Annotated in this window: 10 protein-coding genes and 1 pseudogene; 4 read left to right on the top strand and 7 right to left on the bottom strand. The window is 70.4% G+C overall.

The genetic code is table 11. The annotated features are described in order from the left end of the window. Positions 1 to 258: 258 nt before the first annotated feature. On the top strand, positions 259 to 723 hold the full coding sequence (locus ACT26F_RS14775; RefSeq protein ID WP_471671695.1) for a glycine zipper domain-containing protein: 465 nt from the start codon (positions 259 to 261) through the stop codon (positions 721 to 723). Here ACT26F_RS14775 and ACT26F_RS14770 read toward each other — a convergent pair. Then, a pseudogene (locus ACT26F_RS14770) lies at positions 666 to 2,204 on the bottom strand (DUF6801 domain-containing protein); the annotation flags it as partial. The gene ACT26F_RS14775 and the pseudogene ACT26F_RS14770 overlap by 58 nt on opposite strands. Before the next feature lie 191 nt (positions 2,205 to 2,395). On the opposite strand from ACT26F_RS14770, the gene ACT26F_RS14765 reads away from it, so the two are divergent. The 3 genes from ACT26F_RS14765 to ACT26F_RS14755 all read left to right on the top strand — a co-directional run bounded on the left by ACT26F_RS14765 (position 2,396) and on the right by ACT26F_RS14755 (position 7,218). Continuing rightward, positions 2,396 to 2,941: a DUF4916 domain-containing protein gene (locus ACT26F_RS14765; protein ID WP_471671304.1), complete on the top strand. Its 546-nt coding sequence runs from the start codon at positions 2,396 to 2,398 to the stop codon at positions 2,939 to 2,941. A gap of 57 nt (positions 2,942 to 2,998) precedes the next feature. Continuing rightward, on the top strand, positions 2,999 to 4,177 hold the full coding sequence (locus tag ACT26F_RS14760; RefSeq protein WP_471671303.1) for an MFS transporter: 1,179 nt from the start codon (positions 2,999 to 3,001) through the stop codon (positions 4,175 to 4,177). 89 nt (positions 4,178 to 4,266) lie between these two features. After that, the gene (locus ACT26F_RS14755; protein ID WP_471671302.1) at positions 4,267 to 7,218 is read left to right on the top strand and encodes a heterodisulfide reductase-related iron-sulfur binding cluster; all 2,952 of its coding nucleotides are present in this window, start codon (positions 4,267 to 4,269) and stop codon (positions 7,216 to 7,218) included. Positions 7,219 to 7,276: 58 nt separating this feature from the next. Here ACT26F_RS14755 and ACT26F_RS14750 read toward each other — a convergent pair whose 3' ends face one another. From ACT26F_RS14750 to ACT26F_RS14725, 6 genes are all read right to left on the bottom strand, one after another. Then, entirely contained in the window at positions 7,277 to 8,188 is a 912-nt protein-coding gene (locus tag ACT26F_RS14750) for a hypothetical protein (protein WP_471671301.1), read from the bottom strand. A gap of 117 nt (positions 8,189 to 8,305) precedes the next feature. Continuing rightward, positions 8,306 to 9,097 carry an ABC transporter permease gene (locus ACT26F_RS14745; protein WP_471671300.1) on the bottom strand — a complete coding sequence of 264 codons (792 nt, stop codon included), beginning with the start codon at positions 9,095 to 9,097 and terminating at the stop codon, positions 8,306 to 8,308. Beyond that, the gene (locus ACT26F_RS14740) at positions 9,094 to 10,011 is read right to left on the bottom strand and encodes an ABC transporter ATP-binding protein (protein WP_471671299.1); all 918 of its coding nucleotides are present in this window, start codon (positions 10,009 to 10,011) and stop codon (positions 9,094 to 9,096) included. The genes ACT26F_RS14745 and ACT26F_RS14740 overlap by 4 nt, the downstream gene beginning before the upstream one ends. Before the next feature lie 82 nt (positions 10,012 to 10,093). Then, positions 10,094 to 10,963, bottom strand: coding sequence for a carbohydrate kinase family protein (locus ACT26F_RS14735; RefSeq protein ID WP_471671298.1), 870 nt, complete (start codon positions 10,961 to 10,963; stop codon positions 10,094 to 10,096). Continuing rightward, positions 10,960 to 11,865 carry a pseudouridine-5'-phosphate glycosidase gene (locus ACT26F_RS14730; protein WP_471671297.1) on the bottom strand — a complete coding sequence of 302 codons (906 nt, stop codon included), beginning with the start codon at positions 11,863 to 11,865 and terminating at the stop codon, positions 10,960 to 10,962. The genes ACT26F_RS14735 and ACT26F_RS14730 overlap by 4 nt, the downstream gene beginning before the upstream one ends. Positions 11,866 to 11,896: 31 nt before the next feature. After that, positions 11,897 to 12,466 (bottom strand): C40 family peptidase, encoded by a 570-nt coding sequence (locus ACT26F_RS14725; RefSeq protein ID WP_471671296.1) that lies wholly within the window; start codon positions 12,464 to 12,466, stop codon positions 11,897 to 11,899. Between the last annotated feature and the right edge of the window lie 398 nt (positions 12,467 to 12,864).

Genomic DNA, 12,864 nt, shown 5'->3' with positions numbered 1-12,864 from the left:
CGGCCCGTCCCCACTCGTGACGCTCTCGTCAGGAGCGCCGTGTCACGTCACTGCTGCGTGCGGCGCCGGGCGATCAGCAGCGCGCCGCCGGCGAGCACGGCCAGCAGCCCGAGGCCGCCGACGAGCAGCGTCGGACCACCCGTCGAGGCCAGCACCTCGTCCGAGTCGTCGGTCGTCGTGTCGGAGTCCGTGTCGACCGACGTGTCGGCCGCCGTGACCTCGAACTCCGCCGAGGCCACCGTCTCGCCGTTCTGCTCGATGACGAGCGTGTGCGTCCCGGCCGCCGTGTCGGAGGGGACGGTCGCCGTGAGCGTGTTGCTCGCGGAGATCGTCTTCGTGCCGAGGGAGACGGGTTCGGAGTGCAGGATCACGTCGACCTCCTGGCCGGCCCATCCGTGCGGGAAGCGCACCGTGAAGCTGCCACCGGCCTGGACCGAGTCCGGGATGCGGATCTCGGCGAGGCCCGGCTCCGTGGTCGGCTCCGTGGTCGGCTCAGTGGTGGGCTCCGTCGTCGGCTCGGTGGTGGGCTCCGTGGTCGGCTCACTCGTGGGCTCCGACGTGGGTTCCGTCGTCGGCTCCGAAGTCGGCTCCGACGTGGGCTCCGACGTCGGGGCCGTGGTCGGCTCGGTCGAGCCGGCCGTCACGGGGATGCTGCCGAGCGAGAGGTCCGACGGGCCCGTGCACTTCAAGGTCGACGGCACCGTCGTGTTGTTCTTCGTGTAGATCGTCGCGGTGATCGAGAACTTGGCCGGCATTCCGAGGTCGACCGTGCCGGCCGCGTAGGCCGGAGTCGTGATCGCCGGCACCGTGCCGGCGGCCGGGATCAGCCACGGCTCGTTCGCGACCTGCGGAACCGCCGTCTTCGGAGCGGCGAGGTTCGGGATCGCGATCGTCGTCGTCTGGCCGCCGGTCGTCAGCGTGATCGCCGAGTCCTTCGACGATCCGTCGGCGGACGTGCCGCCGAGCACCGCGGCCGTCGCCTGGCGGAGCATCTCGGGCATCGTCAGCGTGATGCTCACCGGAGTCGGCTCGATCACCTTGCCGGGCGAGACGGAGCCCGGAATGGTCGTCTCGGCCTTCACGCCGATCGTGTGCTCGCCGAGATCCAGTCCGCCGGCGTCGACGGAGCACACGTAGTCGAAGCTCTTCGACAGGTCCACCGGCTCCGAGGGCGTCGGCTCCGTCGGCTCAGTCGTCGGCTCCGTGGTCGGCTCCGTGGTCGGCTCAGTCGTCGGCTCAGTCGTCGGCTCAGTCGTCGGCTCGGTCGTCGGCTCCGTGGTCGGCTCACTCGTCGGCTCAGTCGTCGGCTCCGTGGTCGGCTCACTCGTCGGCTCGGTCGTCGGCTCCGTGGTCGGCTCCGTGGTCGGCTCCGTGGTCGGCTCCGTGGTCGGCTCCGTCGTCGGCTCGGTCGTCGGCTCGGTCGTCGGCTCCGTGGTCGGCTCGGTCGTCGGCTCGGTCGTCGGCTCCGTGGTCGGCTCAGTCGTCGGCTCAGTCGTCGGCTCAGTCGTCGGCTCCGTCGTCGGCTCAGTCGTCGGCTCCGTGGTCGGCTCGGTCGTCGGGACGTTGACCGGGACGGAGCCGAGGCTGATGTCGGTGCTCACCGCGGTGCAGTCCATCGTGGCCTGGAACGAGGTGCCGTTCGCCTTGTAGACCGTGGCGACGATGTTGAACTCGCCCGGCATGCCCATCACGACGCTGCCGACGGCGTAGTCCGGGGTGGTGATCTCGGGAACCTGGCCGCTGGCCGGGATGGTCCACGGGCTGGCGGACGTGGCCGGGATCGCGGTACGCGCCGCCGACAGGTTCGGGATCGCGACGGAGGTGGTCTGGCCGCCGGTGGTCAACGTGACCGCCGAGTCGGTCGAGGCACCCTCGGCCTCCCGGCCCTGGAGCAGGCCGTAGGTGGAGGCGCGCAGCGCCTCGGGCAGCGCCAGGGTGATGTCGACGGTGCGCGCCGGCAGCACCTCGCCGGGGGTCACCGACTCCGGAATCGTGGTCCGGGCTGTCACCCCCACGTCCTGCGGGCCGAGATCGAGGCCGCTGGCCACGGTCGCGCAGCTGTAGTCGAAGCTCTTCGTGATCTCGACATCAGCGGCGTTCGCACTCGTGGCGCCGATGATCCCGACGGCTCCCGCCGCGGCGATGGACGTGGCGGCGACTCCGGCGGCGGCGCGATGGATTGGACGAATCCGAGACTGGCTCACAGGTCATTCCCCTCGATGATTACTTCGCTGCGCACCCCATCCCCAGGGCCACAGCCGACGTGAACCACTTCACACTAAGCGCTGTAACTGGGAGTCACAACCCCAAGTTCAACCGACGGTCACGTCGCGGCGCGCGAGCCGTGTCGCAGCGATGGTGGGTCTGGCGACCACCGTTCCACCACAATGGGCCCATGCCCTCCGTGCGCACCCCCGACCCGAATCCCGGCTGGCTCTCGGAGTTCCAGCTCGAGGAGACGCGCTCGCGCGTCCCGATCCTCTACGTCGAGGCGATCCCCGTCCGACTGGACAGTCTCGGCCAGGTCGAGCAGGTCGGCCTGCTGCTGCGCGGGTCCCCGACGACCGGCACCCTGGCACGCTCGTTCGTGTCCGGCCGGGTCCTGCACGGAGAGCCGATCCGCACGGCGCTCATGCGCAATCTGGAGAAGGACCTGGGTCCGACGGCCTTTCCCCAGCTGCCCGCCGACATCGTGCCGTTCACCGTGGCCGAGTACTTCCCGCTCCCGGGCATCACTCCTCTCTATGACCCGCGCCAGCACGCCGTGGCCCTGGCCTACGTCGTCGCGGTCACGGGCGAGTGCGCGCCCCGGCAGGACGCCCTCGAGCTGACGTGGCTGGCGCCGCAGGAGGCCCTGAGCCCGGCGATCCTCGAGGAGATGGAGGGCGGCCGCGGAGTCCTGCTGCAGCAGGCGCTCGCACATCTCGGCGCCCTCGCCTGATCTCATCAGACGGACCCGCGTCTCGGCATTTGGGCGGCAGAGGACGAGACTGAGCACGTGAACCGCCGACCGAACCCGTGGCTCATGCTGACCGCGGCCATGGTCGCGCAGGTCTCCGCCACCGCCGTCGTCAGCACACCGCTCCTGCTCATCCCCCACCTGCACCTCTCGGAGGGCTACTCGCTCGTCGAGAGCGGCGCCCTCGCGGCAGCGCCGATGGTCGGCACCCTGCTGACGCTCATCGCGTGGGGCGCGATCGTCGACCGGGTCGGGGAACGTGTCTCGTTGACCGCCGGACTGCTCACCCTCGTCGCAGGCACGACGGTCGCACTGTCCGGGGCACGCAGCGAGGACACCCGCTGGCTGGCACTCGGCTTCTTCCTGTGCGGCGCGTCGGCCGCCAGCACGAACACCGCGAGCGGACGCCTCGTCGTCGGCTGGTTCCCCGCCCATCGGCGCGGACTCGCGATGGGCATCCGCCAGACGGGACTGCCGCTCGGCGTCGGACTGGCTGCACTCGTGGTGCCGGTCTGGGTCGAGGCGCACGGCGTCGCGGCGACCGTCGCGCTGGGCCTGGCGGTCGCGGTGTGCGCCGTCGCCTTCGTCGGACTCGTCGTGGTCGACCCGCCCCGTCACGGTGGCCCGTCGGGCGGCGCGGAGCTGAACCCCTATCTCGACGACCGGCGGCTCGTGCGGATCCACGCGGCGTCGGCACTGCTCGTCATCCCGCAGTACGCCGTCTGGACCCTCATGCTGCTGTGGCTCATCGACGTCCACGGCTGGTCGGCCGGTGCGGCCGGTGCCCTGTACGCCGTCTCGCAGGTGCTGGGCGCCGGCGGCCGGATCGGGGCCGGCTGGTGGTCCGACCGGGTCGGCGACCGACTCGGGCCCATGCGGCAGGTCGCGATCGCGGCGAGTGTCGTCATGCTCGCGCTCGCCGTGCTCGACGGCTCACCCGTCGCCGTCGTGGTCATGGTGCTGGCGACGATGATCACGGTCGCCGACAACGGCCTGGCCTTCACCGCGGTGGCCGAGATCGCCGGGCCGTACTGGGCCGGCCGCTCCTTCGGGATCCAGAACACGGGCCAGTACCTGACGGGGGCGGCCGTGCCTCCGCTCCTCGGCCTGACCGTCGAGCAGGCGGGCTACGGCTGGGCCTTCGCCCTCGTCGCGGTCTTCCCGATCGCCGCGGTCATGATCGTGCCCGTCTCGCAGCGCGTGGCTACTGGCAGGTAACATGACCGCATCTTTGGCTTGCCTTACCGAGAAGCCGTGATTGCAGCGCATTAGGGTCAGCACTATCGCTCGACCGCGAGAGGATCAGCATGCACCCGATCAACATCATCGCCGGCGTGATCACGCTCGTGTCCACGGCGATGGCGGTGTACTACCTGGCACCCGGCATCAAGCGGATGCTCGGCGTCGTCCGCACCGGCACTCCAGCCTATGGCCGTACGGACGACCCCAAGCGTCGCACCGCGAACATGCTCAAGGAGACGCTCGGTCACACCCGCATGCTCCAGTGGCACTGGATCGGCATCATGCACTGGGCCGTGTTCTTCAGCTTCATCATCCTCAGCTCGGCCGTCGCCACGGCCTACCTGCAGGTGTGGAACCCGCACCTCGTGCTGCCGATCCTGGGCCACTTCGTCCTCTTCGAGTGGGTCAGCGAGCTGATCGCGTGGCTCGGCCTGATCGGCATCGCCGTCCTCATCGTCGTCCGCCAGCGCAACCATCCGCGCGCGCAGGGCCGCCAGAGCCGCTTCTTCGGCTCCCGCTTCGGCCAGGCCTACTTCGTCGAGGCGATGGTGGCGCTCGAGTGCGGCGCCGGCATCCTGATCCGCGGCGCGGAGTACCAGCTCCTGCACCTGCAGGGTGACGAGCACGCCACCACGTTCCACTTCCCCACGACCGCGTGGATCGGCTCGACGCTGTGGTCGGGGCTGTCCGAGCACGGGCTCGAGGTCGCGATCACGCTGATCGCCCTGGTCAAGGTCCTGTCGGCCACGATCTGGCTGATGGTCATCGGCAAGAACCTGACGATGGGCGTCGCGTGGCACCGCTTCACCGCGTGGTTCAACATCTACTTCAAGCGCGAGGTCGACGGCGGCACCGCCCTCGGCGCGCTCGTCCCGCTCTACGTCGCCGGTGAGCCCCTCGACCTCGAGAAGATGGAGGACCTCGAGGAGGAGGAGTTCGAGAAGCTCGGCGTCGGCAAGGTCGAGGACTTCAGTTGGAAGGGCATCCTCGACTTCACGACCTGCACCGAGTGCGGTCGCTGCCAGAGCCAGTGCCCCGCGTGGAACACCGAGAAGCCGCTGTCGCCCAAGCTGCTGATGATGGGCCTGCGCGAGCACGCATACGCCAAGATCCCGCTGCTCGGCGCCGATCCGGAGACCCTCTCCGAGGAGCAGCAGCGCGAGCTGGAGCGCCCCCTCATCGGCACCGAGGACCTGTTCGGCGTGATCGACCCCGACGTCCTGTGGTCCTGCACGAACTGCGGCGCGTGCGTCCAGCAGTGCCCCGTCGACATCGAGCACGTCGACCACATCGACAACATGCGCCGCTACCAGGTGCTCGTCGAGTCGAACTTCCCGGCCGAGCTGAACAACATCTTCAAGGGCCTGGAGCGCAAGGGGAACCCGTGGGGCATGAACCCGCGCGACCGCATGAAGTGGGCCGATGACCTGGACTTCGAGGTCAAGCAGGTCGGCGTCGACGTCGAGAGCCTCGACGAGGTCGAGTGGCTGTTCTGGGTCGGTTGCGCCGGCGCGTTCGAGGACCGCGCGAAGAAGACCACGCAGGCGGTCGCCGAGCTGCTCAACATCGCGGGCGTGACGTTTGCGGTGCTGGGCGACGGTGAGACCTGCACGGGTGACTCGGCCCGCCGCGCGGGCAACGAGATCGTCTTCAAGCAGCTCGCGATGGAGAACGTCGCGGTCTTCGAGGAGACCCGGGTCAAGAAGGTCGTCTCGACCTGCGCGCACTGCTTCAACACGCTCAAGAACGAGTACAAGGAGCTCGGCGTCGAGCTCGAGGTCGTGCACCACACGCAGCTGCTCAACCGGCTCGTGCGGGAGAAGAAGCTGCGTCCCGTGGCGCCTGCCGCCCCGGCCGCCAAGGTCACGTACCACGACCCGTGCTTCCTGGGCCGCCACAACCAGGTCTACTCGCCCCCGCGCGAGCTGATCGGCGCGACCGGCGCGGACTACGTCGAGATGGAGCGCAGCAACGAGCGGTCCTTCTGCTGCGGCGCCGGCGGCGCACGCATGTGGATGGAGGAGAAGATCGGCTCGCGGATCAACATCAACCGCACCGAGGAGGCCATCGGCACCGGCGCGGAGAAGATCGCCGTGGGCTGCCCCTTCTGCCGCGTCATGCTGTCCGACGGCCTGACCGCGAAGCAGGCCGAGGACGAGTCGCTCGTGAACATCGAGGTCCTCGACGTGGCGCAGCTGCTGCTGCAGGCGGTCAAGCGGTCCGAGGAGGACGTCGTCGCCGAGGCGGAGGCCGTCGTGGCCGCTGCTGCCGGTGACGAGCCCACCGATGCCGAGCCCGGTCCCGAGGCGGAGGCCGACCCGGGCACCCTGACGGACACGGCCGAGGTCGGCGCCGCCGCCGAGGCCCACGAGGACGCCACGCCCACCGACACCGGCGACCTCGACGCGCCGGACGGCTCGGGGCCCGTCGAGGACGCCGCGATCGCGGCGCAGAGCAACGTGCACGTGGACGACAAGGGCGTTGCGGGCGGTCCGCTCGAGGCCGAGGACGCCACACCTGAGGCGGCCGCGGATCCCGAGCCGACCAAGCCGGTCGCCGTCGCGACGCAGGACGAGGACGAGCCGGCGCAGACCGACCCCGAGCCCGCCGAGGAGCCCGAGGCTGCCGCTGAGGAGCCCGAGGCTGCTGACGAGGAGCCCGAGGCTGCCGCCGAGGAGCCGCACCAGCCGTCGCTGCTGGACTCCCTCGACGAGCCGAAGGGTCACACCTCGGCCGAGGACGAGCCGAAGCCCGAGCCGCACCCCGAGGAGGGCGACGCCACCGATCCGGAGGTCGACTCGGTGGTCTACGACGAGTCCGAGCCCGCCCTCCCCGCGGAGCAGCACACCGAGATCAGCTCGGAGCAGGAGGAGCTCGCCGCGATCACCCCCGTGGAGGACGCCCCGGCGCCCGACCCGGTCTCCGAGGACGCCGCGCCGCTCAGCGACGCCAACCCCTCGGGTGCCGAGCTGAGCGAGTCCGCCACCGAGGCCGCCAAGGACGACGAGAAGGCCTGACCGCTTGCAATGATCGCGATGGGTCCCTAGTGCTGAGGCACTCGGGACCCATCGCGTTTCACGCGCAGTCGCTCGATCCGAGCAACGACAAGCCGTATCGGTCGCCGGGCCCCAGGTCGACCTGCCCCAGATTGCTGGCGTGCATGAGTTCATCGACATCGTCGACGTGATCGAGCCCGACGAGGTGACCCAGTTCGTGAAGGATGATCGCCTCGCGGTCGGCCGTCGAGAGGCCGGCCATGTTCGGGCCGTCGAGCGCGACCTGCCCGGTGAAGTACCGGAGCGTGTCGCCGTCGGAGGTCGCGACGCTTCCGCCTAGGCCGGCGACGTTCCCGGCGAGACCGGGTACCTCGGCCTCGTCCGACCAACCGACGAGGACGGGTCGTCGCAAGTCCTCGCTGGCGATGTCGGACTCGAAGTCCGGTACGTGGTCGCTGATTCGGTCGACGACGAACTCGAGACCTGTGGCCTCCTCGACGTGATCGAGCGCGCGCTCGACGAGCGGGACCGCATCGGCGCCGCCGGTTCGGGGGTTGATCACCACGTGGATCGGCACACACGGGTCGTAGGTCACCGGCGCGTCGCCACCGGGCTGGGTTTGCACGAACGCGTACGAGCCGTCCGGGTCGACGACCGGTGCCGGATGGAGACGGTCATCGCGGGCGTCATCGGGGCGCGACACGGCGGCGGATGAGATGCCTGGGCGCCACGCGCCACCTTCCGCCTCCACACCCGCCGGTGAAGGCGAGGGCGCAATCATGCGTAGAAGCATCGACGCGGCGATCGTGACAATCAGTGCCAGTATCGCGGCGAGCATGAGCGGGCGCCTCCGCTCCGGCTCGATCGCCGCGGGCCAGTCGCGCGGTCCGGTCGACGCGCGATCGAGGGCCTCGATCTGCTCGAACGCCTGCCGACTCCAGTCGGCTCGGCGCCGCTCCCGCCCCGAAACACGGTCCCACCATCTGCGCACCGGATCATGATGCCCGTGGGGCGCCGGTGACACATGTGGTTCCGGCATCCGGGATGAACGGAGGATTCTGCATTCGGGTACCCCATCGGGGCCGAATGCAGAATCCTCCGTCGTTCGTCAGGCGTCGCGGCGGCGGACGAGGAGCCAGGCGAACGCCAGGACCGCGGCCGTCTCGACCATGAAGACACCGAAGCCCGGCCAGGCGTCGAGCAGGATCGGGTTGAACGGGACCGGGCTCGCGATCGCGGAGCCGGCGTTGCCCGGCATGAGCTTGCCGATCCACTCGCCGGTCTCGCCCGGGATGAGGAACACCATGTTCGAGACGACGAAGACGAACGCCAGCATCCCCGAGATCGCTCCCGCGGTGTGCCGCACGATGAAGCCGACGCCGAGGCTCATCAGACCCAGCCCGGCGAGGTAGAGCCCACTGCCGTACATCGCGCGGAGCACATCACCCTCGAGTGCCAGGCCGATGCCCTCACGGTCGAGGAACCAGTTGCCCGTGACGTACCCGAGCAGGGCGGTGCCCGTGCCCACGACGAACAGGACGACGGTCACGAGGATCGCCTTGGCGGCCATGACGCGCCCCCGGCTCGGCGTGGCGGCGAAGGTCGAGGCGATCAGCCCGGTGCCGTACTCGCTCGTGGCGACGAGGGTGCCCAGCACGACCGCGCCGACCTGGGCGATCATCATGCCCCACGTGATGAAGGAGCCGACGGACTCGTCGGCCTCGCTGCTGGCCAGCCACTCGGCGTTCAGGCCGCAGATGAGGGCGGTGAGTCCCGCGCCGAGGGCGACGATCGAGGCGAGCGTCCACCAGGTCGAGCGGACGCTCGCGAGCTTGATCCGCTCCGCGGCGATCGTGTGGGTGAGATTGGCCTGCGCGGGCACGTCGGTGAGGGTGCTCATCGCGCCGCTCCTTCCAGTTGGGCGTGGAACTGCACCGCGTCGGCGGTGATGGTCATGAAGGCGTCCTCGAGCGAGGACCGGTGCGGGCTCAGCTCGTGCAGGCGCAGCCCGGCCGCGAACAGCGCCTCGCCCACCTGGGCGGCGTCGAGACCGCGGACGATCAACGCATCGTCGACCCGCTCGGTCGTGACGTCGGGGCCGTCGAGGACGGCCGAGGCCCGCGCGAGGTCCGGCGTGCGGACGAGCACCGACGAGGCGGCGTGCTCGGCCATGAAGTCGGTCACGGAGCAGTCGGCGAGGATCGTGCCGCGCCCGATCACGATGAGGTGGTCGGCCATGAGGGCCATCTCGCTCATCAGGTGGCTGGAGACGAACACCGTCCGTCCCTCGTCCGCGAGGCGACGCGCGAGCGCGCGCACCCAGCGGATCCCCTCGGGATCGAGGCCGTTGACCGGCTCGTCGAGGATCACGATGCCCGGATCGCCGAGCAGCGCCGCGGCGATGCCGAGCCGCTGCCCCATGCCGAGGCTGAACTTGCCGGCGCGCTTGTCGGCGACCTCGGTGAGGCCGACGAGGTCGAGCACCTCGTCGACGCGCGCACCGTCGATCCGGTTGCTGACCGCCAACTGCCGCAGGTGCTGGCGGGCCGAGCGACCGGGGTGGATGGCGTGGGCCTCGAGCAGCGCTCCGACCTCGCGCAGGGGCGCGGGCGAGTCGACGTAGGCGTGGCCGTTGACGGTGACGCTGCCGGAGGTCGGCCGGTCAAGGCCCAGGACCATCCGCATCGTGGTGGACTTTCCTGCACCGTTCGGCCCGAGGAATCCGGTGACGCGGCCGGGTTCGACACGAAAGTCGATCCCGCCCACGGCGACCGTCTCGCCGTAGTGCTTCGTGAGGTGGAGTGCTTCGATCATGGGGCCCAGCCTCGCCCGCGCGGACCTGCGCGCACATCGGGCGTCTCCCCCGGATCGACCCTGACGCGACCCCGGCTCAGGCTCAGGGACGGGCGCCGCGCTGCTGCACGCAGCGGCTCGCGGCGCCGATTCCGCCGTTGAGAGCGGCGTGCGGATCGTGGCGCTCGGCCCAGGCCGCGAGGAAGCCCGCGGCGAAGGCGTCGCCCGCGCCGGTCGTGTCGACGACCTGGACGCGCGGCGCGGCGACCTGCTCGCGGGTACCACCCGAGACGTACGCCGCGCCCATCGAGCCGAGCGTCACGACGACGTGCGGGTACATCCGGGTGAGCGCGTCGAAGTCGACGAAGGGCCCCGTCGCACCGACGAGCACGCGGGCCTCGTCGAGGTTCGGGAACACCACGTCGGCACCGCTGGTCCAGTCGAGGAACGCCTCGGGCGTGACCTCGCGCAGGAACGCGACCGTGCTGGGATCCACACTGACGCCGGCGCCGCGCTGCTTGGCCTCGGCGATCAGCTCGACGGCGACCTCACGCGTGCCCGGGTCGAAGAACGTGTAGCCCGTGAGGTGCAGCCAGTCGACGCCGTCGAACAGGTCGTCGGGCACGTCGTCCAAGGTCAGAGTGGCGTTCGCCGCCCGGTCGACGTACATCGTGCGGTCGGCGTCGTCGTCGAGGGTCAGCACGATCGTCGCGGTCGGCAGCACCGGGTCGGCGACGAGTCGTGGGTCGACCCCGTGGTCGCGCAGCACCGCGGCGTGCCGCACGGTCCCGTCCGCGCCGGTCTTGCCGAAGAAACGCGTCTCGGTGCCGAGCAGGCCGAGCCACGCGGCGGTGTTGGCCGCCGAGCCGCCCGGGGTCATCCGGATCTGCGCGCGGGTGTCGCTGCGCGGCGTGACCGGCTCGAGCGGCAGGACGCCGATGTCGTCGACGACGTCCCCGACGACGAGGATCACGAGAGCTCCACCGCCGCCTTGGCGATCCGGGCCGCGACCTCGATGTTGTTGCGCGCGATGTCGAGGTTGACCGCGAGGCTCTCGCCGCCGGTCAGCTCGACGATCCGCTGCAACAGGAACGGGGTGACCTCCTTGCCCGAGAGGCCCTGCTCCTCGGCCTCGGCGAGCGCCTGCCCGAGCGCCTCGTCGTGGACCGCGGGGTCCAGCTGCCTGTCCGGCGGGAGGGGGTTCGCCACGACGATGCCCGACCGCAGGCCGAGGTCGTCCCGGCTCTTCATGACGGCGGCGACGGCGAAGGCGTCCTCGGCCCGCCAGTCGAGCTCATGGCCCGACGAGGTGAGCCAGAAGCTCGGGAAGTCGGTCGTGCCGAATCCCAGCACGATGACGCCCAGGGTCTCGAGCCGCTCGAGCGTCGCGGGGATGTCGAGGATCGACTTCACGCCCGCCGAGACCACGGCGATCGGGACCTCGGCCAGGACGGTGAGGTCGGCCGACTCGTCGAACGAGTGCGCGGCGCCGCGGTGCACGCCGCCGAGGCCGCCCGTCGCGAACACGCGGATGCCCGCGCGGTCGGCGATCCACGACGTGGCGGCGACGGTCGTGGCGCCGCTGCCAGCCTGCGCGAGGATCACCGGCAGGTCGCGGACCGTCAGCTTCGGGATGTCCTCGTCGGCGATCCGCCTGAGCTCGTCGGCAGTCAGTCCGGCCTTGAGCTCGCCGTCGAGAACGGCGACCGTGGCCGGCGTGACGCCCTGCGAGCGCAGGATCTCCTCGAACTCCTGCGCGGCGGCGAGGTTGTCCGGTCGCGGCAGCCCGTGGCTGATGATCGTCGACTCCAGAGCGACGACGGGTCGCCCCTCATCGAGGGCTGCGGCGACTTCGGGGGACGGCTGGACCTTCACTCCTCGACCCTAACCGGCGGGAGTCCGGCGATCAGAGGCGGCGGACCTTGTAGGCCGACGTCCAGATCTTGACCTTCTTGACGGTCTCGCCCGTGCGCGGGGAGTGCCAGATCTTCCCGCCGCCGGCGTAGATCGCGACGTGGTAGACGTAGTTGCCGCTGTAGAAGCCGATCAGGTCGCCCTTCTTCTTCGCGGACTTCTTGACCGAGTGGCCCTTGTGCATCTGGTCGCCGGCGATCCGCGGCAGCTTCTTGCCGATGGCCTTGCGGTAGACGTACTGGGTGTAGCCCGAGCAGTCGAAGCCCTTCGGGCTCGTGCCGCCCCAGCGGTACGGGGTGCCCTTGTACTTCGCGGCGGTCCGAACGATCTTGGCGGCCCGAGCCTTGGCCTTCTTCTTGGCCTTCTTCTTCGCGGCGGCCTTGGCCTTGGCCTTCGCCTTGGCCTTGGCGGCCTTGATCTGCGCCGCGGTCGGTGCGGCGGGGGCGGTCGTCGGCGCGGTGGTGCTGGCGGACGGTGCGGGGGCGGTGGTGGTCGCCTCGGCGGGAGCCGCGACGAGCAGCGTGCCCGTCAACATGGCGGCGAGCAGCAGTGTGAACTTCATGTCTTCCCTCGGCGTCTGCGAGAAATGACCTGTCGGGCTGGCACTGAAGGTGTGCCTCGGCATGCGATTCGCCCCAAGCCCCCCCGAGGAGAGGCGTACAACCTGGGTTTCCCGTCCCGCTGATTGGAGTTCGAGTCCTGCGGATGTCAGCGGGCTCGACGCATCCACAAGCGGCTCCGGCAGGAGCCACGACCATCCACTATGGGCCATCGAACCTAAGCCCGCTGGCCGAAAAGGGCCGGAATGACGGGATCCACGACGTCTGGAGCCGGGCAGGAGCGCCGAAGCAACTGGGAGTTCGTCCTGCCGTCCCGGCGGGTTTCGACGGCACCGCCGGCGCCGTCGCGCACGTGTCAGGAATCACACCCGTCAATCGGCCGGCCGGCAGCGAAAACGTG

This window comes from Aeromicrobium sp. SP1, assembly GCF_055663785.1.
The sequence above is the reverse complement of the archived record's forward strand: the minus strand, read 5'-3'. Positions and strand labels throughout refer to the sequence as shown.